The organism is Pontibacter sp. LHS1, from assembly GCF_058932855.1.
Genome location: NZ_JBZYWF010000001.1, coordinates 885,725 through 907,486 on the forward strand (window position 1 = coordinate 885,725; position 21,762 = coordinate 907,486).

Genomic DNA, 21,762 nt, shown 5'->3' on the forward strand with positions numbered 1-21,762 from the left:
CTAACCCTCATACCTTATGGCAAACAAGACATTATCTCAAACAGAATATTTTAAAGGTATAAGCACCATTAAGTTTGAAGGACTCGACTCTGACAATCCACTAGCCTACCGCTGGTACGACGAAAACCGCGTAGTAGCCGGCAAGACACTAAAAGAGCACCTGCGCTTCGCCGTGGCTTACTGGCACTCATTCAACGCGGATGGTTCCGATCCTTTTGGTGGACCAACACTGAAGTATGGCTGGAACAAGAAAGAGGACGCTGTTGAAAGAGCCAAAGATAAAATGGACGCAGCCTTTGAGTTTATCACCAAACTGGGCCTACCCTACTACTGTTTCCATGATGTAGACCTGGTGGATTATGGCAACGACATCCGGGAGAACGAGCGCAGACTGCAGGCTATCGTTGAATATGCACAGCAGAAACAGAAAGAGACTGGTGTAAAGCTCCTTTGGGGTACAGCCAATGTCTTCTCGCACAGTCGCTACATGAACGGCGCAGCCACAAACCCCGACTTCCATGTGACAGCCCATGCGGGTGCCCAGGTAAAAGCGGCCCTGGATGCAACGATTGCGCTGGGGGGTGAAAACTATGTGTTCTGGGGAGGCCGTGAGGGTTATATGACGCTCCTGAACACAGACATGAAACGGGAACAGGAGCACTTTGCCAAGTTTCTGCACATGGCCCGCGACTATGCCCGCAAGCAGGGTTTCAAAGGGACATTCTTCATTGAGCCGAAACCCATGGAGCCAACCAAGCACCAGTACGACTACGACGCCGCCACTGTCATCAGCTTCCTGCGTCAGTACGACCTGCTCGACGATTTTAAGCTCAACATCGAAGTGAACCACGCGACACTGGCCGGCCATACCTTCCAGCACGAGCTGCAGGTGGCAGCCGACGCCGGACTGCTCGGCTCCATCGACGCCAACCGCGGTGATTACCAGAACGGCTGGGATACCGACCAGTTCCCGAATAACATCAATGAGCTCACAGAGGCTATGCTGGTGTTTCTGGAGGCAGGCGGCGTGCAAGGCGGCGGAATCAACTTCGACGCCAAGATCCGCAGAAACTCCACCGATCCGGCCGACCTCTTCTACGCCCATATCGGTGGTGCTGACACCTTCGCCAGAGCATTAATCACAGCCGACAATATCCTGCAGAATTCCGACTACAAGAAGCTGCGCCAGGAACGCTACGCCTCCTTCGACAGTGGCAAAGGCCAAGAGTTTGAGCAGGGCAAGCTGACACTGGAAGAGCTGCGTGACTACGCCATTGTGCATGGAGAGCCCGAAGTGAGAAGCGGCCGCCAGGAGTACCTCGAAAACCTGATCAACCGCTTCATCTAAGCGATAGCATCCTTCACCCTAACCCTGCTTCATCATGATGGAAAACGCTAAGGATTCTACCGCCGGCAATCTGCCTTATATTGCCGGCATTACCCTGATCGCCACACTAGGTGGACTGCTGTTTGGCTATGACACCGCTGTAATATCAGGTGCTGAGAAATCAGTGCAGGCATACCTGATCGACGGCCTCGGGCTCAGCACCTGGGTGCATGGCGCTACGATTTCCAGTGCCTTGATTGGCTGTATTATAGGCGGAGCAATTTCGGGGGTGCTGGCATCAGGTATAGGTCGTAAAAAGACCCTGTTGGTTGCCGCTTTATTGTTTTTCGTTTCTGCGCTGGGCTCTGCCTACCCTGAATTCTTTTTCTTTGAGCAGGGAGAACCGACCATGGGGCTGCTATACCTATTCAATTTTTACCGGATATTAGGAGGTATAGGTGTTGGGTTGGCTTCTGCCGTAAGCCCGGTATACATTGGTGAGATTGCACCCGCCCATCTTCGCGGCCGTTTGGTTTCGCTGAATCAGTTTGCCATCATTTTCGGGATGCTGGTTGTGTACTTCGTGAACTGGGGCATCGCCAGCGGTCAATCCATCGAGTGGATAAACGAAGTTGGCTGGCGCCGAATGTTTTTATCAGAGGCTATACCTGCCGGCCTGTTTGCCGCACTGCTGTTCTTCGTACCTGAAACGCCCCGCTACCTGACCATGGTTAACCGGGATGATGAAGCACTTAAAATCCTGACGAAAGTAAATGGTCCATCAGCGGCCAGGCAGATACTGGCTAACATTAAAAATACAGTGGAGCACCACTCCGGTAAGCTACTTGCCTATGGCCGCACCGTTATCGTGATCGGAATTCTGCTTTCCGTTTTCCAGCAGTTTGTAGGTATCAATGTAGCTCTTTACTATGCTCCCCGCATTTTCGAGAGCATGGGTGCCGGCAAAGATGCTTCGATGCTTCAGACCGTAGTGATGGGTGTGATCAATGTTCTTTTCACAGTCTTGGCCATTCTCACAGTAGATAAATGGGGTAGAAAGCCGCTGATGATGATTGGCTCCGTAGGTATGGCCATCGGCATGTTCGCCATCGCCGGACTCTCCTACTTCGAGATCATCGGGATCAGCACGCTGGTATTCATTATCATCTACACAGCCTCGTTTATGATGTCCTGGGGACCGATCTGCTGGGTATTAATCTCCGAAATTTTCCCGAATAAAATACGCGGAAAAGCCGTGGCAGTGGCGGTGGCAGCACAGTGGGCGGCCAACTATTTTATCTCCTCCACCTATCCGTCCATGATGGAGTTTAGCGGGGCCTTCACCTACGGCTTTTATGGTTTCATGAGTGTACTGTCGCTGCTGTTTGTCTGGAAAATGGTGCCGGAAACTAAAGGCAAGTCGCTGGAGGAAATGGAAGAGTTGTGGCACATGAAATCAGAGCAGCTAGAGGCGACTGCAGAAGTGTTTGCCGAGAAAGCAAAGGTATAGCCCAAACGTGAAGCGGAAAAAAAGCCCCGCCAGTTAATCTCCGGCGGGGCTCTATCAAATGCTCATTCACAAACTGCCCGGTTATACCCTATCACAAAAGTTTCTAGCTAACTCAGCGCATCAAAAACTGGAAACGGTCTATATTCCGCATAGCAGTGCCCGTGCCTCTCACGACAGCGCGGAGTGGGTCTTCTACCACGTGGGTCGGCAGTTTGGTTCTGGCAGAAATCCTCTTGTCGAGGCCGCGCAGTAAGGCGCCTCCACCGGTCAGGTAGATGCCCGTCTGGTGAATGTCTGCCGAGAGCTCGGGCGGTGTCATCTCCAGTGTTTTCATCACCGCCTCTTCTATTTTGGAAAGCGAGCGATCCAGAAAAAAAGCGACATCCGTGTAGGAGACGTATACCTGTTTCGGCAGACCTGTGAGCAGGTCGCGGCCTTTGATAGCCACATCAGCCGGAGGGTTCTGCAGCTCAGGCAGGGCAGACCCTACTGTCAGCTTAATCCGCTCAGCGGTGGACTGCCCTATCAACAGATTGTGGTGCTTGCGCATGTAGTGAACAATATCTGCTGTAAAACTTTCACCTGCCACTTTCAGGGATTGGTCGCAGACGATGCCACTCATGGCTATCACGGCGATCTCAGTCGTGCCTCCTCCAATGTCCACAATCATGTGCCCGTTCGGCTCCTCTACATCCAGCCCGATGCCGATGGCCGCGGCTATCGGCTCGTGCACCAGATACAGCTCCCTTGCCCCGGCTATGACAGCGGAGTCGCGTATAGCTCGCTTTTCTACTTCGGTTATACCGGATGGAACACAGATGACCATTCGGTAAGAGGCCGTCAGCTTCTTTTTGCCGCCATTGATCAGTTGCAGCATGCCCTTCATCATGTGCTCTGCTGCATGGAAGTCAGCGATCACACCGTCTTTCATCGGCCGCACAATACGGATGTCCCCATGCGCCTTCCCCTCCATCTGCATGGCCTTACGGCCAATGGCCAGCACTTTTCCTGATGAGCGGCTGTAGGCTACGATAGCAGGTTCGTCCACCACCACCTTGTCGCCTTGCATCACCAGAAAATTTGCCGTGCCCAGGTCAATGGCAATATCCTCTCTGAAAAAATCTAAAAAACCCATTCTCTATGGTAAAAATATTCTCCTCCGACAGACCAATCCGGCCAGCAAATTAAAGGGCCAGATCGCCTGCGGCTTCGGGTTGATACAAAACCTCCAGCACCTCGTACACTACCGTGCCCTTTGGCCCCGGTCGCTCCACCTTGTCGCCCACTTTACAGCCCAGTATGGCCGTGCCCACTGGTGCCAGCACCGAGATTTTGAACTTCGGCAAGTCAGCGTCTTTTGGGTATACTACCGTCAGCTCCATCTCTGCACCGCTTTTCAGCTCCTTGAGCTTCACCACCGAGTTCATGGTAACCACATTCTCCGGAATCTCCTCGGAGGCTACCACTTTAGCTCGTTTCAGTTCTCTGCTGAGGGCCTCTACAGTATGTGCACCGCTTACCTGGCGCTGCGCCTGTACCAGGTTGTGCAGGCGTTGTAGATCTTTTTCTGTTACATAAATTGGGTTCATATCATGGATATTTTAAAGCTTTGAAAAATCTTGCAGGTATAGCGCCGAGCCATGCCCCAAATGCAGGCGCTAAGCCTCCAGCACATGCAATATGGAGGCTGGTAAAAAGGCAAACACACAAAAACTCCCTTATCTGCAGCCTTTGCGCTGCGTAAAGGTGTTTTGTGAAACGATAAATGCTAGCATATTGAACAGGAATAACCTGTAAGGTATGGTGGCTTGCGCCCGGGGCCGGAGGTTTCCGGCTTACTTAATGAAGGCCTTAGGGGCTGTATAAAAGAAAAGACAATAGCCATTCAGCACATCACTTTGGGATACGTGATGCGATGCCGCAACAAAGCCTGTGAGTGGCTCTGAAAAGAAATGAATTTTTCTGTTTGGTGGCAGCACGGTTCTGATAGTATTCTTTCAAAGTAACGGATAAAGCCCCATAAAAGCAAGGAAACAACCACTTTACCGGCTATAGAGATCAACTTGCTGTCATGATGGGTCGCCTATATCTGGAGACCAGCCATTCTACCCCTTGAGAGAAAAAGAGTAAGTCTGAACAAACAAAAAAGCCCCGCCGGTTTATCGCCAGCGGGGCTTTTTAGCTTAGGATTGTGGAGATGCAGGGATTCGAACCCTGGTCCAGACAAGGAAATTGGCGGGCTTTCTACATGCTTAGACTTATTCGGATTGTCGGGAGCTTGCAAGTATAAGTCAAACTTATGCGCACTCCTTAGATGCTTTGTTTCGCCCGTGTACCGCACCCTTACACAGACTAGTAAATCGGATCGAAGCCTCGTATGTGCAAGCAGATTCACGAAACCTGCACGAGACTATGGCTAGTGCTTAATACCTAGATTAAGCAGCCATGGCGTAGTTATATTCGCCAGTTATTGTTTGAACGGATTTTTAACAGGTGGTACGTTCATCACCCGACATGCTTACACGCAATCTGCACAAGCTGTCAATTCCAGTCATCCCCATAAGTTAAAGAACGTCGTATTCCTACGCGTTATACTTCAAGAAGTATGCCACAAATGTAAGTAATTTGCGGCACACTTCTATCTGTTTTCTGTGTATAGAACACAATTAGCTACCCAGTGGTTTCATCTGCGCTTAGCTTCTTACTTCGCTGACAGAACTCCCTGCTCTGCCATTTTAGGTGCTTCGTATAGGTCAATCAGCGAATGTGTGTACTTGAGGTACTCCATTGGATACTTCACCTGGAATACTTTTGGCTGCTTGGCACCGGCAGGAACCAGCATCAGTGAAGACTTCCCGTCAATCGTTTCACGCTGCAGGGCTATACCTTCGCGGTTGTCGAACTTCACGTCGAAGTAGTACAGGTAAGGAAACACCCAGCCGATGTACTTATCTTTGGAGGCTCCTGACAGGCTTCTGATCTCCAGTGCTTCATAGTTGTTTACAATCGCATCCTGAAACTCCACTGCATTCAGCGGCACGTTGTTCAGAACCGGCATCACGTCAAACTGCCCGTCGAGCATCACCCATTTCTTCAGGTCCGGCAGGTATACCTCCAGCACCACGTGTCCTGCCCCTGATTCGATCGTTTCTACGTCTTTCATTTTCAGTCCCATGGTGCGGGCTGGTAAGCCTATCGCATTCAGGGCAGATGTAGTCACGACGCCATACTCTACGCAGCGGAACTGCTTGCCTTCTTTGACCTCTGCCAGTATGGTGAGCGCATCAGGTTTGCTCGGCACGTTCATGCCGTTGTGCTCCCATTGGTTGTGCACCCAGTTTACAATGCGCAGGGCCTTTTCCGTATCATTTTTAGCACCGGCTACAACAGCATCCAGCCGATACTGCTCGCGCAGTGTCTGCAGGAACTCGTTATTTTGATTCTGCTCATACAGGAAGGTATAGCCAGATACTTCCTGCGCTTTGTTGAATTTTATACTTTCAAAGCCAAAGCCCCGCAGCTCAGTGAGTGCGTAGTCCTTTTCGTTTAGCTGCACATAGAACTGATAGGTCTTGCCAGGCTTTACCTGAAAAGAAATGGAGTCGAGGTCGGTGCGGAAAGATACACCCACCTTTTTACCAGGTACTGGTACCAGCATGACATCTGGCACCAGTTCAGGCATAATGTTCCAGGAGCCTTTTGTCCACTCCTCCCCGATCTTGTAATCGGCCACCGGAGCAGCTGCCTTTATTACTGGAAGACCTTTGTGCTTCTGCTGTGCTAAAGCAGGTATGGCCAAAACAAACAGCACGAACAGGATTGATGATAATTTTTTCATGGTTTTAATTTGTACTTGTAGTGAATTATAGATGATAGTTGAATTTCAATTGTAACTGATGCTTTTCCTGCCAGACCAAGGTCAGTGTATGCCCTGACTGCTGAAAGAGTATAAGAAAGACAAATGCCACAAATACAAAACATTGATTATCAATAATTTAAACCATGATAAAATTTAGACCTGTCCGCTTACGATACACCCGCACCTGATACACCTGTGCGTTTTTGAGACAACTTGCTACTAGCTGTTACAGGACTGAATGGCTGCTAAAACCGACATCAACCCACAAAAAAAAGCCCTGCAAGCAGCTGGCTTGCAGGGCAATCTTTATTATGATTCGGAATTTATTTTACCTCGAAACAGTACCTGACTGATTAGGCTTTCAGGTCATGATGCTTTGGACAAACTCAACCCACTTGTGCTTGGGAATAGTGCTGTCTATGTAATAGTCCGGCTGAATTCCTTTGTCATCAATCGTGAAATCAGGTATACGCTTGCTTCTTGAGAGACTGTAGCCTAGCTCGAACTCCCCACACGGAGAATCGACGAAATACATGTTCGAGATGTCTAGCACTCCCCTCGTGGTAGTGCCATACAGCTTCACCTTCCGACTCTGCTTGGCGGCCAGCAGAAACTGCTCATCGGTGCTGCCATTGCCACTGTTAATAATGATTCCCACATTTTTAGGATATTCGTGCACCTTGTCGAGTTTTGTGATGCTCACATCGCTGCTGTTCAGGCTGACAAATTTGCCTGGTTGTTTCTCCAGTTTTTCGTACGACTCTCTGGCCCACTTCTTCTCGTCTTCACTAAACCCATACTTGGGATTGTTGATAAAATCGAGCATCCGCTGGTTGTTAAGTTTGGTGGACAGAAACTCAACACCAACTGTCCTGATCGGATTGGTATAAATGAAAGGGAGGATCTCTGCAAAACTGGCGTCGCTTCCACCTGTTCCGCTTCTGATGTCGAGGATCAGGTTTTCAGTCTGTAGTATCTTCTCTCTGTTTGCGAGCAGCAGACTGTCGATGCTCTTTTTGTGATCGTAGCTAAACGATGGTATCCGGATATAGAGCGTACTATTATCCCGTGTTTCTAGGTATGGCTTTTTGGCTGCCACCAGTTTCAAATAGTCGGCGACTTCCTTTTCCTGCTCTAGTTTGGGGAATACCCTTTCCAGGGTATTATTACCTAATTGCAGCACACTGTTTCCGAGCACTTCAACTTTATCTGACTCCACAGCGCTGTGATCACGCATATAGAAAGTTGATTTCTGCTCGTCGCCTTTTCCGCTTATCCGCAACTTCACCTGATCCTTTTTCCAGGTATCGGCGCCGGACTCTATGATAAAGCCCACATAGTCGTCCTTCACTTTTTTGATGCCAACCTTATACATTCCGGTTGTCCAGATTCCCTCGTAGTCATGCTCCTTCTTTTTTGCCAGGTATTTCTCAAACTTTGGCACATCCACTTTCAAGGTCTCCCAATCGTTATAATTCGCCACCGGGGCATTGGCCGTTGTACTGTTATTCCCGTTTTGTTTCAGCCGAATGCCCACATGCCCTGACCGGAAGAATTTCAGCCACTCATTCAGAACAGGTGCGCACTCAGAAATGGATTTGGCGGCTTTTACTTTTTCCAGTATTCGCTTGTTGTGATCCTGGTAGGCCTGCTCTCCTTTTGCATCCATTGCATAGCTGAAGCCGGCGTCATTTTCTTCGAAGGTCTTTTTCACCCATTGAAAGTTTGCTTCACAATCGCAGCTCTGCGCTTTGGCTGCAAATGCTGTCAAAAACGCCAAGGACAGTAGAAATAGTTGTTTTCTCATATTTGGTTTATAAGGTTGGAAATCTTAGGTATGGGCAACATTCTACTCCGTCCGCAGCGAACCAATTGGGTCGGCCATGGCTGTTTTGATGGCGTGGAAGCTGAGTGTGAGCATGGCGATGATGATAGTGGCAGCAAAAGCAGATGCAAAGATCCACCAGCTCAGGTCGGTACGGTGGGCGTAGTCGTTGAGCCAGTTACTCATCAGGTACCAGCTCAAAGGCAGCGCGATTACATTGGCAATGAGTACCAGCTTCAGGAAATCTTTGCTGAGCATGAACACGATCCCCGACACTGATGCACCCAGCACTTTGCGCACACCGATTTCCTTCTTGCGCTGCTCTGCTGTGAACAATGCCAGACCAAACAGTCCGAGGCAGGAAATGAAGATGGCTATGCCAGCAAAATAATTTGTTAGCTTTCCGATGATAGACTCGCTCTTGTACATGCGCTCAAACATGTCGTCCAGAAAGTGATATTCGAAAGGGAAAGCCGGGTTGTGCTTCTGCAAGACACGCTCCATGGCAGCAAGCGCAGGTGTGGTTTGCCCAGGCTCAACTCTGACATAGAGGTAATTCAGATTACCTGGGTCCAGCCTTATGATCAGCGGAGCAGGGCCCACCTGCATTTTCCTTGACTGGAAGTTCTCGATCAGGCCAATAATGCGTCCTTCAGCCCCCCAGAGTTTGAGCCGTTCTCCAACCGGTTGATCCATCTGCATGAGCTTGGCAGCTTCTTCATTTATAATGTAATTGGCTGTGTCGGCGCCGAATTCTTTAGAGAAGGTCCGTCCATCTTTCAGCTTCATTTTCATGGTTTCTACCAGGCCATAGTCAATGTGCATGTAATCTATCAGCACCGCAGCATCCGGGTCCTTTCCTGTCCACTCCACATCACTTGTGTTAGATCCCATCCGCAATGCGATCTGATCGGAGGCCGACACAGCTGCAATGCCGTTTATGTTCTGAAAGTCTTGCTTTATTACTTCATAGCGCTCTTTCATTTGCCCTTCTATCGGGATGAGCACCGTGTTTTCGCGCTGTAAACCGATGTCAGTGGTGCGGATGTAATGCAGCTGCAGGTATACTACCAGCGTGCTCACAATGAGCAGGGCCGACAGTACGAACTGAAATACCACCAGCCCTTTCCGGAAGAAGGCAACGCGATCGTTGAGCTTTACTGTGCCCTTGAGCACCACCACCGGGTCGAAAGAGGACAGAAAGAAAGCCGGGTAGCTGCCCGATACGATGCCTGTAAACAGCGCAACTCCCAGCAAAAGCAGGATAAGCTCGGGGTCTGTCAGATCAAAAACTACTGCCTTACCGGTCAGGTTATTGAATGCCGGCAGCAGCATGCCTGTCAGGTTGGCCGCTATAAAAAGCGCCAGGAAAGCAATCAATACGGACTCAATCATGAACTGCCGCACCAGCGACCCTTTGCTGGCACCGATGGCTTTGCGCACACCCACCTCCTTGGCCCGCTTGGCAGAGCGTGCAGTCGCCAGGTTCATAAAGTTGATGCAGGCGATCAGGAGCAGGAAAACGGCCACTACAGAAAACAACCTGACATACATGATCAGCCCGCTCTCCGTTCTTCCTTTCCGGAAGTCGGAGTACAGGTGAATATCCTTTACCGGCTGCACAAACAAATCGGTATCGCGGGAGCCTTTATCTCCTTTTGTCAGGAAGGGCTTGATCTTTTCGTTGAAAGCGGCGACATCGACCCCTGGCTGCAGTTGCACATAGGTGCGCAAGCCGTAGTTGCCCCACTCCTTGATCCATTCGTGCATCGCCGCGTAATCAGCGAAAGGGATGACGTACTCAAACTGAAGGGAGGAGTTCTTCGGCACCGACTGCATAACGCCTGAGATGGTATAGCTCTCGGTATTGTTCAGCTTTACAAGCCTGCCCACTGCCTCACGGGTGCCAAACAGCTTCAGAGCGAGGCTGTCGCTGATCACCACTGTTTTGGGCTGCTGCAGCACCTGTGCCGCATCGCCTTGCAGGAGCGGGAAGGAGAACACCTGAAAGAAGGTCGAGTCAGCATACACGCCATTTCCCTTGATTGCCATTTCCCCGTTGCTGAATAAGTTCTCCTGTTCCCAGGAAATACGAACGGCCTGCTGCACCTCTGGCAGTTCCCGCTGCATGGCCGGCCCCAACTGCCCTGGCCCTGACTCTGTGGTGAGGTCATCTGCCCCCGGATAGTGCTGTATGTTCATCACCCGGTATAGCTGATCCACATTCGTATGAAACCGGTCAAAACTCAGTTCATCCTTCACCCACAGCAGGATCAGGATGCTACATGTCATACCCAAGGCAAGTCCTGAGATGTTGATCAGGGAGAAACCCTTGTGCCGCAGCAGGTTGCGGTAAGCCATTTTGAGGTAGTTCTTCAGCATAAGATTCGTCATCAGATTATCAAACTCTTTTTTCAGAATACCAATCAGCATATGTGTGAGCAGTAAGTATGTAAAAGAGCAAGAAATAAAAATGCCACATTCATAAATAATTGATTTAAAGATAATTACACAAAACAGTGATATTAATGTGTCCGCTTCCGATACACATTCTGACGATACACCTGTGCGCTTTCGCAACATATGGTGCAAGGCTTAAAAAACTGACTTTACCTAAGGCAGAATTGCGAAATACTAATTATCTTCGATTTAAAATTAAAAGCATTTGGTGTATGGCTGTAGTAAAAAACGGACGGGTCTTGGTTGTCGACGACGAGGCGGATGTGCTCTTCGCCATGAAAATGCTGCTGAAGACCGAAGTGAAGGAGGTGGTGACAGAGAAGAACCCGGAGAACCTGATGAAGCTGCTGGACAAGGAGCGTTTCGACGTGATCTTCCTGGACATGAACTTCAAGAGTGCCCTCCACACCGGCAATGAAGGCATCTACTGGCTCAACCGGATACTCGAGAAAGACCGCAGCGCTACTGTCATCCTGATTACAGCCTATGGCGATGTGGAGCTGGCCGTACGCTCACTCAAAGAGGGTGCCTACGACTTTATTGTGAAGCCCTGGCACAACGACAAACTGCTCGAGACCCTGCACCACGCCCTGGAGTCCAAGCAGCTGAAACAGAAAGGGCAGTCTGCTAAGCCTAAAACAGATAATGCTATACCTATTCTGGGTGAATCGGACGCCATACGGGAGGTACTGTATAAGATTGACAAGATAGCCCCCACGGAAGCCAACGTGCTCATACTGGGCGAAAACGGCACTGGCAAAGAGCTGGTGGCACGGGCGCTGCACCAGAAGTCTTTCCGGGCCGACAAGCCATTTGTGAGTGTGGACGTAGGTGCCCTGACCGATTCGCTGTTTGAGAGCGAATTGTTCGGGTATAAAAAGGGTGCTTTCACCGATGCCAAAGAAGATCGGATGGGCCGCTTTGAAGCTGCCAACGGCGGCACGCTGTTCCTCGACGAAATCGGCAATATTTCGCTGCCCATGCAGGCCAAGCTGCTCACAGTGCTGCAAAACCGGCAGGTAACGCCGCTGGGATCTAACCAGCCTATACCTGTTGACATACGACTGATCACGGCTACCAATGCGCCTATTTATCACTTGGCTGCGCAGAACCAGTTTCGCAAAGATTTGATCTACCGCATCAACACCGTAGAGGTCGTGCTGCCGCCGCTGCGTGAACGCGGTGCCGATGTAGAACTGCTGGCACAGCATTTTGCCGCTTACTACGCACCAAAAAACCATAAGCCTATACCTGAATTTGATCCTGCTACGCTCAAAAAGTTGCGACAACACTCCTGGCCCGGCAACATCCGCGAGCTGCAGCATGCTGTGGAGCGGGCCATCATCATGGCCGAAGGCAATGTGCTGCAGCCGCAGGATTTCAGCTTTTCGGCTATGGAACTGGAGGCACCTCAGACTACGTCGGCCAATGCCCTGGTATTTGATCAGCAGCTGCCGCTCAGCGAGATTGAGCGGGAGACCATTCGTCGTGTGATCGAAAAGAACAAGGGCAATATTTCAAAATCAGCCAAAGAGCTGGGATTGACCCGTACTGCCCTGTACCGCCGCCTGAACAAGCATGAAATTTAAGCGCCTCGAGTTTGGCCTGCTGATCCGGTTCATCCTGCTGCTGAGCATGATGCTCCTGACTTCCCTCTACCTGGTGCAGTTTACCTGGCTACAGGTGGGCTCCGGCATCCTGGTGATGCTGGCACAGGTATGGGAGCTGGCCAACTATGTGACCCGGAGCAATTACGAGCTGGCAAAGTTCCTGCAGGCAGTAAGGCAGCGGGACTTTACACAGCAGTTCAACGAAAATCCCTCCAATCACTCACTGCGTCCGCTGCACCAGGCCTTTAACCAGATCAGCCATACCTTTAAACAACTGCAGATCGAGAAGGAGGCGCAGTTTCATTACATGCAAACTATCCTGCAGCTCATCGACACCGGCATCATGGCCTATGACGAAGAAGGGCAAGTGGAGTGGGTGAACGACGCCTTCAAGAAGATACTGGGTATACCGCACCTCAAGAGCCTCGACAACCTGGAGCGGCGCTACCCCCAGCTGTTAGAGGCCATTCTGGAGCTGCAGCCCGGCGAAAATAAGCTGCTGAAGCAAAAGCTGCCGCAGGGAACAACTCAACTCCTCCTTTCAGCTACGGCTTTTACCATGCAGACACACCCCCTTACACTCGTCGCGATCAAGAACGTGAGCTCTGCCGTGGACGAAACCGAAACCGAAGCCTGGCAGAAACTGCTGCGGGTAATGACGCACGAAATCATGAACTCCGTGGCTCCCATTGCCTCATTGGCTGACTCGTTGGGCAAGCACCTGCAGGCGGAGCGGGAGGAACAGGAGGCACAGGGGCAGCTCCTGCCAAACCATGAGCTGCTGCAGGACACGGAGGAGGGAATTGCCATTATCAGGAAGCGAAGCGAAGGACTACTCCGCTTTGCTCACTTCTACCGCAACCTCAACAAGTCGCAGCAGATCCTGCTGACCACTGTTTATGTGCAGGAGCTGCTCAACAGCATCGATGCCCTCATGCGCCCGCGCCTGGAAGAACAGGGTCTAGCCCTCAGCTGCCAGGCATCGTCTTCGGACCTGACCCTGAACGGCGATGTGAACCTGCTGGAGCAGGTGCTGATCAACCTCATCCTGAATGCGGCACGGGCTGTAAAGGATGTGCCGGAGCCGCATGTATGGCTTAGTGCGGGTGAGCTGGAAAATGGCAGGGTGTTCATCGAGGTGCGTGACAATGGCACTGGTATACCCGAGGCACTGATGGAAAGCATTTTCATACCCTTCTTCACCTCTCACAAGGACGGTTCAGGTATAGGCCTTAGCCTGGCCAAGCACATCATGCTGCTGCACAAAGGCACTATACAAGTGGAGTCGCAGGAGGACGTTGGCTCCGTCTTCACCCTTACCTTCTAGCGCAGACCACTCATTACTAACCATTTATTCCCGCTTTCGTTCATAGGCAAACGAGTATATACAGCACTCCAAATACTCCTGCATTATGAAAAGTGCCTCCCTACAGCAGCAGGTAACCGCCATGCTGGCTACAGCCGATGTCAAGGTTAATGGTCCCGATCCCTGGGACCTCCAGGTGCATGATGATCGCTTCTACAAACGTGTGCTCAGCCAAGGCTCCCTGGGCTTGGGTGAGGCCTACATGGACGGCTGGTGGGAGTGCGCCGAGATAGATGAATTTGTGAACAAGGTGATGCGTGCCGACCTATACAAAAGGGTGCGCTTTGGGTGGAGAACTGTGCTGGAGGTGCTGCTGGCAAAGGTGCTTAACCTGCAGGCCAGAGGCAGAGCGGCACGCAATGCTCAGCGCCACTACGATATCGGCAACGGTCTGTACCAGCGCATGCTCGACAAGCGCCTGGTATACAGCTGCGCCTACTGGAGAAACGCCGACAACCTGGATCAGGCGCAGGAGAACAAACTCGACCTTGTCTGCCGCAAGCTTCGGCTGCAGCCTGGCCAGCGGGTACTCGACATTGGCTGTGGCTGGGGAAGCTTTGCCAGGTATGCAGCCGAAAGGTATGGCGTGGAAGTGGTAGGGGTTACCGTTTCGCGGGAGCAGGCGGCGTTGGCACGGGAACTTTGCAAAGGGCTGCCCATCGAGATCCGGCTGCAGGACTACCGCGACGTGCGGGAGCAGTTTGATCATGTGGTGTCCATCGGGATGGCCGAGCATGTGGGCCTCCGCAACCACCGCACTTACATGCAAACAGCTGCCCACTGCCTTAAAGACGATGGCCTGTTCCTGCTACACACCATCGGCGTTAACTTCTCTAAAACAGCACCCGATCCATTCATAGACCGGTACATTTTCCCGAACTGCCTGATTCCTTCGCTGCGTCAACTCACTGGCGCCATGGAGCACATCTTTGTGGTGGAGGACCTGCACAACTTCGGCCCTGACTATGACAGAACCCTTATGGCCTGGCACCACAACTTCAACCAGCACTGGCCAGAGTTGCAGGGAGAGTACGGCGAAAGGTTTTACCGCATGTGGACTTACTACCTGCTTTCCAGCGCCGGCTCTTTTCGGGCCCGCAACAACCAGTTGTGGCAGTTCGTCCTCTCCAAGAAAGGTATACCGGGCGGCTACGAAGCGGTGAGTTAGGTATAGGGCTCAGGTATGGCAAGTCAAAATCTGATTTGATAAATGCCTACACAGAACAAAGGGCGGTTTGAGCCGCTGGAGGGGAGCAACTGTAGAGCCTTTTACGATTTATACCTAAAAAGCAAAGGCCGGAGAAATGAATCACCGGCCCCGCCTCGTTAGGATAGTTAAGCACGCATTATTTTTGCATCACAATTCTGATAAAGGATACGCCTTCATCTGTCACCAGTCTGGCGATGTACATGCCGCCAGCCAGTTTTCCTTTCTCAAACTGATAAGTTTTATGCTCACCCGCTCTGCCAGTACCTTGTGCCAGCACAGTCACCACAGAACCTCGCATATCCAGTACTTCCAGCTTATAGCCGCCGTCCTGCATTAGCGTAAAGCCGATGTCAGTTTTAGCACCGAATGGGTTAGGCACAGCACGCAGGGACATTCTCTCGGCGCTGATCTCGGCCTTTGCGGTTGCAGTAGATGTAGCAGTCAGTCCACAGTTCCCCAAGGTTCCATTGGCAGCTGTCAGCAGGTGTGGCACTGCGTTTGGAGCCACGCACTCAGCTACGCCGTCTACGCATACCAGCACTTTGTCTTTCTTCTTGCTGTCGCCGCAGCGTACATCTACCACCGTGATCGTGATCGACTGATGCTTGATACAGCCATCGCCGTTAACGGCACGCACCGTGAAGGTATAAGTGCCGGCTGCTTTCGGAGTGAAGATCACACTGGCACCTGTTGTTGCGCTCAGGCCTTCCGCTCCGCTCCAGGTATACTCGTTGTCAGCATCGCCACCAGCCTGCAGACGCACGTTCTGCGGACCATAACCCAGGTATAGGTTTGAAGCTACACCGCCTGTGTATACATCAGAAGTGGCAACAGCATCCAGTGTAAGCGGCGTGGTGCAAGCATAAGTCTCAGGCAGGTCAAACGCCTCTACCTGATCAAATCGGTTAAGGTTAGAGCCTTGGTCGGCGCTATAGCCCAGACCTCTTCTGGCAAACACTTTCCAGATCAGTTCCTGGTTAGCGCCCTCGTAATTCTGACGGTCAGCCAGCAGGATCGCATCGCGACCATCCACGAAGCCAGGGCGGCAGGCCTGCAGTTTCAGACCATCGATCACCAGCTGCATGGCCATGTTATTACCCCCTTTGCCATTGTAGAGGTCTGCATCGAAACCATATTTGTCGATCAGTGCCCAAGTCATATCCCATAGCATAGTAGACCATACAAAACCTACGCCGTGCGGTTGGCTGATGGCAGCGTTGTTCGTAGAAGCATAGGTATGCGGGTTTACACCGAAGTCAGTAGAGTAAGGTGCAGGTCGGATGCCGGGACCGTCCGTTGGCTGGCCTTTGGCATAGGTTCCGATGCCTCTTACTTTGGCTCCTGTGTCACCCGGCTTCATGGTCATCATCAGGCCAAACCAGTCGCTCCAGCCCTCGCCCATCTGCTCGGCGTTGCTCAGGCAGTTTGCCACAGTGCGACCACCTGTCAGACGGTTGGAGATACCGTGGCCATACTCGTGCACGATGATGCCGTTGTCGAAGTCACCGTCCAGCTCAGGTCTGCCATCATCTTTCAAACGAACAATCACTTCTTCACCAGCATCCATACGGGTTCTGAGCAGGGCGCCTGCCTCCTGGCTGATCATCACTGCAGGTATAGTGATCGGCATGGTTGGCGTTCCACCCATTGCAATCGGATCTCCGGGAGCATTATTGATCACAATCACAGCAATGGCGCCTGCCAGTTGAGCGGCTTCCACTTTCTCCGTAAATGGACAGTTTCCTCTATACGCCACGGCGATGTTACCCGCCACAGCTGTAGTATTTGTCAGTGCGCCACAGCCTTCCTGCGGTAGCCCGGCTGTGCCCTGCCCTACCACGAGTTTGCCTACTACAGGTTCAGAGTTGAGTTTTCTTGCCCATGCTGCTTCTGTTGCCGGGTAGCTACCAGCCACTGACGACGGAGAAGTTACGGAAACCATGTCAGCATCAGGCGGGCTGCTCCACAGGTACATCTGCATGCGGGGCGCGATGCCATCGACGTTGGTGGCAAAGTTTGCATTGTTTCGGGATGTGCCGTTTCGGTTATCCTGCGCCTCTGCCAGCACCGGGTCACCTTGTGAACCGCCTCTGCCATAGTTGTTGAGCTGGAAGTTTCCACTGGCCTCATCGAAACCATACTGGTACCACACATCGTGCACCACGTTGTTCCAATAGAACAGGTTTGTGATAGCGGCATCGCGGTTGGCAACTGGCTGCTTGTTGAAGTCGATCGGGAAGTCGAAGCTTAGCTCCTGACCACCATCCGGGCTATAGTTGGTGCTCCAGCTGTTATTATTGTTAGGGTCTTCATAAGCGTACACGTTATTGCCACGGGTTCTGGTTTCAGTGTGCCAGCCCTGTGGCGAAGCCAACTGGTTAGCTGCTGAAGTGCTCACAATAGAGCGTGGTCCATGGGTTGGACTTTCTACCGGCATGGCAAATACGTTGTAGGCATTGGATACCCGTACAATGCTTGCCTGTGGTACCGCTACATAAGGCGATGCCGTGCTGTGGCTGTGCTCATCATGCAGGAACTTTCCTCCAGGACCATCATTTTCAAACTGGCAGTGCACCACCATGTTGTCTTTGTCCAGCACAGCGCCTGTAGTGGCGTCTAAACGTAGATTCCACCAATTCTGGCCATCCAGTTCATAGATAGACACCTCCCAGGCCAGTCGCAGGCTGCCGTCCTCCATAGGTTGGTATACCAGCCTGGCAGGTATAGGCTCCAGCGAGATTCCTGCTTTGGAGAAGGTTACGGCTCTGCTTCGTCCATTGCCACGCTCCTGCACCGTTAGTGGTTCTTTCATGGTAATGCCCAGATACTGCGCGGCAGCGGCCACGGCTCCGGCTGCATCCAAACCCGGCTGGTTTGACTTCGCTCGTTTGCCTACCTGCTTCTGCAGTCGGTTGCCCATGGTGAGCACGCGGCCTTCTTTGCTCATGCTGATGTTTGTCACCGCACCATGCACTTCAATGCCTCTATAGAGCTGCTTGATATACAGGTGCTTCATGCCACTCTTTGGACTTTCGGTCTCACTGGCTAGTTCAAGCTCAGCTACATCTTCATCTTCCAGTTCGAGTTGCTTTTTGTTTTTCTGAATGTGATTCAGAGCGGCTTGCGGGACTGGCCTTTGGTCAGACCTCCCCTGCCCGAAGGCAGTAAAAGTGCCGGATAAGAACAGGACCAGCAGCAACAGCTGCCAGTGCAATTGTACACGTGTTTTCATGCGCTAATTTTTAAGGGTTAGACAATCGAGGTTGGAAGACTCAGACTGTGGGAGCGGAATAAATAACTTCCTAAAAGTAAACAGCTTAGAGCATGAAAAACAGGAATGATTCGGAGCAGAAGTAACTATAAAATTAGCACGATAAAATTTAATTAATACAACACAGAAAGCCATAATTGCTCCAATAATCATTAGTAAGAAGTACCATTTATCTTACATAGTTTTATCTTTATATTCAAATCTTACCTTAGATTTTCTACTATTTACTTTGAACCGTCCTGACAAGAACCCATTAAACCTGACACACGGAGTACTTTGAATGGCTATCTCCCTAATAAAGAAGCTGCAAGAACAGGTATAGCATAAAGCAAGCAGGGCCGGCGAATCGCTTCACCGGCCCTGCTTCTTATTTAGTAGTTATCGTTACTTCAGCAACAGCATGGTCCCCGATCGGGTGCTGCCACCATTCACAATTCTATAAATGTACATACCGTTTTCACGACCCTTCGCATTAAAAGTCTTATTGTACGTCTCACCCTGTTTCACATTTCCTTCGAAAACAGTTTCCACTTCTCGTCCAGTGATATCATATACCTTGAGAATGGTATAGCCCGTCTCTTTCGCTTTAAAGCTAATGGTGGTGCTTTCTGAGAAAGGGTTAGGATAGTTCAACAGGATTTCTCTGTCGTTCAACTCTGAAGAACGTAGTGACTGGTTTGAGTTTGCAGTGAGTGCGAAGTTTTCAGGCAGGTCAAAGGCCTCTTCCTGGTCAAAGCGATAGTAACTCAAACCCTGGCTGGCGCTGTAGCCCACACCTCTTCTGGCAAATGCTCTCCAGATCAGTTCCTGGTTGGCGCCACCGTAGTTCAATTGGTCAGCCAGCAGGATCGCATCGCGGCCGTCTACGAAGCCAGGGTAGCAAGGCTGTAGCTTCAGACCGTCGATCACCAGTTGCATGGCCATGTTGTTACCACCGTTGCCATTGTACAGGTCTGCGTCAAAGCCGTACTGATCGATCAGGTCCCAGGTCATCTCCCAAAGAATAGTCGCAAATACAAAGCCAATGCCATGCGGCGCTGAAAGAGCAGGATTGTTGGTTGCACCATAGGTATAGTTATTCACACTGAAGTCTGTGGTATATGGAGCTGGCCTGATACCTCGGCCGGTGGTTGGTTCACCTACGGCATAGGTACCTATACCTCTGATTTTATCGCGGGTGTCGCCTTTTTTCATGGTCATCATCAGACCAAACCAGTCGCTCCATCCCTCTCCCATTTGCTCTGTTGTCAGCACCTGTCCGGCTGTAGTCAGCACTTGAGTAGGCAAGCAGGATGTGGTACCAGGCCCACCTGTCAGTCGGTTGGAGATACCGTGGCCGTACTCGTGCACAATGATGCCATTGTCGAAGTCACCGTCGATCTCGGGTCCTGAGCCATCGTCTTTCAATGCCACGACAACCTCTTGGTTTGCATCCAGCAGGGCTCTGATACTAGCACCGGTCACGTCAGTGATCATAACGGAAGGGATGGTGATAAGCGCTGGATCAGTAGCACCAACTCCCATCACCGTAGGTGTACCGGGAGCATTGTTGATCACGATCACGGCAATAGCACCGGCGTTCTGAGCATTCAGTACTTTGACACCAAACTCACAGCTTCCTCTGTATACTACTGCTATGTTCCCAGCTATTGCACCTGCATTTGCCAGTGCATCACAACCTTCAACCGGGTTGCCGCTTGAGGCCTCCCCTAACACAAGTTTACCTGTGATCGGCGTTGAACTAAGTGGCGTTCCGAATGATGACTGCACAGCCAGGTAGCTGCCCGCAATAGAGGAAGGCGAGGTCACTCTGAACATGTCAGCATCGGGCTTGCCGCTCCACAGATACATTTGCATTCTTGGTCGTCTGCCATCAATAGGTGTCGCAAAGTTGGCATTGTTTCGCGAAACACCGTTTCTGTTATCCTGGGCTTCAGCCATTACATGGTCGCCACCCAGACCGCCCTTCCCAAAGTTAAAGGTCTGGAAGTTACCGCTGGCCTCATCAAAGCCATACTTGTACCATACATCATGCACTAGGTTGTTCCAATAGAAGAGGTTAGTAATGGCTGCATCCCGGTAAGCTTCCGGCTCCTGAGAAAAATCAACCGGGAACTTGAAAACGCGCTGGGTACCACCGTCAGGACTGTGCCCGTGCACCACGTCCTCACCATTGTCATTGTTGCTGGCGATATGCCCCGTATTATTCGGATCTTCATAAGCATACACGTTATTGCCACGGGTAATGGTATAGCTCATTTTATCTGTGGTATGCCAGCCAACAGGCGATGCGGTTCTGTCTGCCACGGCAGCAGCGTTCATCGGCTTTCTGCCGCCATGGCTTGGGCTCTCAATTGGCATTGGGTATACCTCATACAGACCAGGTGATTTCCCATTGTTGACAGGTCCGGCAGCTGGTGCATAAGGCGTCATATCCAGGTCCTGCGCCACCGGAGCAGCAGCTGTGTGGCTGTGGTTGGCATGCAGAAAATCTCCACCCGCACCATCATTCTCAAACTGGCAGTGCACCACCATGTTATCCTTGTCCAGCAGTTCGCCAGTGCTGGCATCTACTCTTAGGTTCCACCAGTTCTGGGCGTCCAGTTCATAAATGGAAACCTCCCAGGCCAGACGCAGCGTGCCGTCCAGCATGGGCTGGTATACCAGCTTGGCAGGTATAGGCTCCAGTGAGATACCTCCGTTGGATAGTAACACCTCCCTGTTTTTAGCGTTGGCACTTTCAAGCACCGTCAAGGATTCGCTTACAGTTGTACCCAGATGGCGGGCTGCCGCTGCCACGGCACCGTTTGCATCAAGAGCAGGCTGCTTCCCATTGATTTTCTGGTTAATGTCCTCCTGAAAGCGATTACCAACCGTTACCACCTCGCCACGGCTGTTCACACTGATGTTTGTAATAGCACCGTGAATCTCAATGCCATCCACCTGCTGTTTGATGTAGTAGTGTTTTACACCACTTTTTTTACTTTCGGACTCGCTGCTCAATTCCAGATCAGCTACATCCTTGTCTTTTACTTTTAGCTTCGCTTTGTTTTTGTTGATGTGATCAAGCGCTACTTGGGGTACCTGCTTTTTACCGGCAGGCCTTTTCCCTTGCGCAAAAGAGACGGTGGATCCGAACAGCATAGTCACAATGAGGACTAGCTGCAAATACATGCGTAATGCTCTGGTCATAGTTAATAGTTTAAGTTAGGAATAAAAGAATAATGGATAGAATTTTACTACGCCATTCAATTACTATAGTTATATTATAATACTTTATTTTATAAAATATTTTTATTCCATAACTTATTGAAGCACAATCAA

12 protein-coding genes and 1 other RNA gene are annotated in these 21,762 nt (G+C 51.0%); 5 read left to right on the forward strand and 8 right to left on the reverse strand.

The window, feature by feature from the left end:
• Window positions 1–16: 16 nt before the first annotated feature.
• Together xylA and xylE are read left to right on the forward strand one after the other, a co-directional pair.
• Window positions 17–1,348, forward strand: a complete 1,332-nt coding sequence (xylA, locus tag AC5FXQ_RS03805) for a xylose isomerase (RefSeq protein WP_493601159.1) — start codon at window positions 17–19, stop codon at window positions 1,346–1,348.
• 34 nt (window positions 1,349–1,382) lie between these two features.
• The gene (gene xylE / locus AC5FXQ_RS03810) at window positions 1,383–2,837 is read left to right on the forward strand and encodes a D-xylose transporter XylE (protein WP_493601160.1); all 1,455 of its coding nucleotides are present in this window, start codon (window positions 1,383–1,385) and stop codon (window positions 2,835–2,837) included.
• A 112-nt stretch (window positions 2,838–2,949) separates the two neighbouring features.
• On the opposite strand, the gene AC5FXQ_RS03815 is transcribed toward xylE, so the two are convergent.
• From AC5FXQ_RS03815 to AC5FXQ_RS03840, 6 genes are all read right to left on the reverse strand, one after another.
• Window positions 2,950–3,972: a rod shape-determining protein gene (locus AC5FXQ_RS03815; RefSeq protein WP_493601161.1), complete on the reverse strand. Its 1,023-nt coding sequence runs from the start codon at window positions 3,970–3,972 to the stop codon at window positions 2,950–2,952.
• 49 nt (window positions 3,973–4,021) lie between these two features.
• Window positions 4,022–4,426: a nucleoside diphosphate kinase regulator gene (gene rnk / locus AC5FXQ_RS03820; RefSeq protein WP_493601162.1), complete on the reverse strand. Its 405-nt coding sequence runs from the start codon at window positions 4,424–4,426 to the stop codon at window positions 4,022–4,024.
• Window positions 4,427–5,026: 600 nt separating this feature from the next.
• Window positions 5,027–5,396: a transfer-messenger RNA gene (gene ssrA / locus AC5FXQ_RS03825) on the reverse strand.
• Window positions 5,397–5,538: 142 nt separating this feature from the next.
• Complete coding sequence (locus AC5FXQ_RS03830; protein ID WP_493601163.1) at window positions 5,539–6,675, reverse strand: transglutaminase-like domain-containing protein; 1,137 nt, start codon at window positions 6,673–6,675, stop codon at window positions 5,539–5,541.
• Window positions 6,676–7,057: 382 nt separating this feature from the next.
• A complete protein-coding gene (locus AC5FXQ_RS03835; protein WP_493601164.1) occupies window positions 7,058–8,503 on the reverse strand; it encodes a S41 family peptidase in 1,446 nt (481 codons plus the stop codon).
• Window positions 8,504–8,545: 42 nt separating this feature from the next.
• On the reverse strand, window positions 8,546–10,954 hold the full coding sequence (locus AC5FXQ_RS03840) for an ABC transporter permease (RefSeq protein ID WP_493601165.1): 2,409 nt from the start codon (window positions 10,952–10,954) through the stop codon (window positions 8,546–8,548).
• A 239-nt stretch (window positions 10,955–11,193) separates the two neighbouring features.
• Here AC5FXQ_RS03840 and AC5FXQ_RS03845 point away from each other — a divergent pair, with 239 nt between their 5' ends.
• The 3 genes from AC5FXQ_RS03845 to cfa all read left to right on the forward strand — a co-directional run bounded on the left by AC5FXQ_RS03845 (window position 11,194) and on the right by cfa (window position 15,125).
• Complete coding sequence (locus tag AC5FXQ_RS03845) at window positions 11,194–12,570, forward strand: sigma-54-dependent transcriptional regulator (RefSeq protein WP_493601166.1); 1,377 nt, start codon at window positions 11,194–11,196, stop codon at window positions 12,568–12,570.
• Complete coding sequence (locus AC5FXQ_RS03850) at window positions 12,560–13,918, forward strand: sensor histidine kinase (protein ID WP_493601167.1); 1,359 nt, start codon at window positions 12,560–12,562, stop codon at window positions 13,916–13,918. The genes AC5FXQ_RS03845 and AC5FXQ_RS03850 overlap by 11 nt, the downstream gene beginning before the upstream one ends.
• 85 nt (window positions 13,919–14,003) lie before the next feature.
• Window positions 14,004–15,125, forward strand: coding sequence for a cyclopropane fatty acyl phospholipid synthase (gene cfa, locus AC5FXQ_RS03855; protein WP_493601168.1), 1,122 nt, complete (start codon window positions 14,004–14,006; stop codon window positions 15,123–15,125).
• A gap of 178 nt (window positions 15,126–15,303) precedes the next feature.
• Here cfa and AC5FXQ_RS03860 read toward each other — a convergent pair whose 3' ends face one another.
• Both AC5FXQ_RS03860 and AC5FXQ_RS03865 read right to left on the reverse strand, forming a co-directional pair.
• A complete protein-coding gene (locus tag AC5FXQ_RS03860) occupies window positions 15,304–18,399 on the reverse strand; it encodes a T9SS-dependent M36 family metallopeptidase (protein WP_493601169.1) in 3,096 nt (1,031 codons plus the stop codon).
• A 423-nt stretch (window positions 18,400–18,822) separates the two neighbouring features.
• Window positions 18,823–21,630: a T9SS-dependent M36 family metallopeptidase gene (locus tag AC5FXQ_RS03865; protein ID WP_493601170.1), complete on the reverse strand. Its 2,808-nt coding sequence runs from the start codon at window positions 21,628–21,630 to the stop codon at window positions 18,823–18,825.
• Between the last annotated feature and the right edge of the window lie 132 nt (window positions 21,631–21,762).

Coding starts and splice junctions, on each gene's coding strand:
- AC5FXQ_RS03830 (WP_493601163.1), bottom strand. CDS start 6,675: ATGAAAAAATTATCATCAATCCTGTTCGTGCTGTTTGTTTTGGCCATA.
- AC5FXQ_RS03850 (WP_493601167.1), top strand. CDS start 12,560: ATGAAATTTAAGCGCCTCGAGTTTGGCCTGCTGATCCGGTTCATCCTG.
- cfa (WP_493601168.1), top strand. CDS start 14,004: ATGAAAAGTGCCTCCCTACAGCAGCAGGTAACCGCCATGCTGGCTACA.
- AC5FXQ_RS03835 (WP_493601164.1), bottom strand. CDS start 8,503: ATGAGAAAACAACTATTTCTACTGTCCTTGGCGTTTTTGACAGCATTT.
- AC5FXQ_RS03860 (WP_493601169.1), bottom strand. CDS start 18,399: ATGAAAACACGTGTACAATTGCACTGGCAGCTGTTGCTGCTGGTCCTG.
- AC5FXQ_RS03815 (WP_493601161.1), bottom strand. CDS start 3,972: ATGGGTTTTTTAGATTTTTTCAGAGAGGATATTGCCATTGACCTGGGC.
- AC5FXQ_RS03845 (WP_493601166.1), top strand. CDS start 11,194: ATGGCTGTAGTAAAAAACGGACGGGTCTTGGTTGTCGACGACGAGGCG.
- AC5FXQ_RS03840 (WP_493601165.1), bottom strand. CDS start 10,954: ATGCTGATTGGTATTCTGAAAAAAGAGTTTGATAATCTGATGACGAAT.
- xylA (WP_493601159.1), top strand. CDS start 17: ATGGCAAACAAGACATTATCTCAAACAGAATATTTTAAAGGTATAAGC.
- AC5FXQ_RS03865 (WP_493601170.1), bottom strand. CDS start 21,630: ATGACCAGAGCATTACGCATGTATTTGCAGCTAGTCCTCATTGTGACT.
- rnk (WP_493601162.1), bottom strand. CDS start 4,426: ATGAACCCAATTTATGTAACAGAAAAAGATCTACAACGCCTGCACAAC.
- xylE (WP_493601160.1), top strand. CDS start 1,383: ATGATGGAAAACGCTAAGGATTCTACCGCCGGCAATCTGCCTTATATT.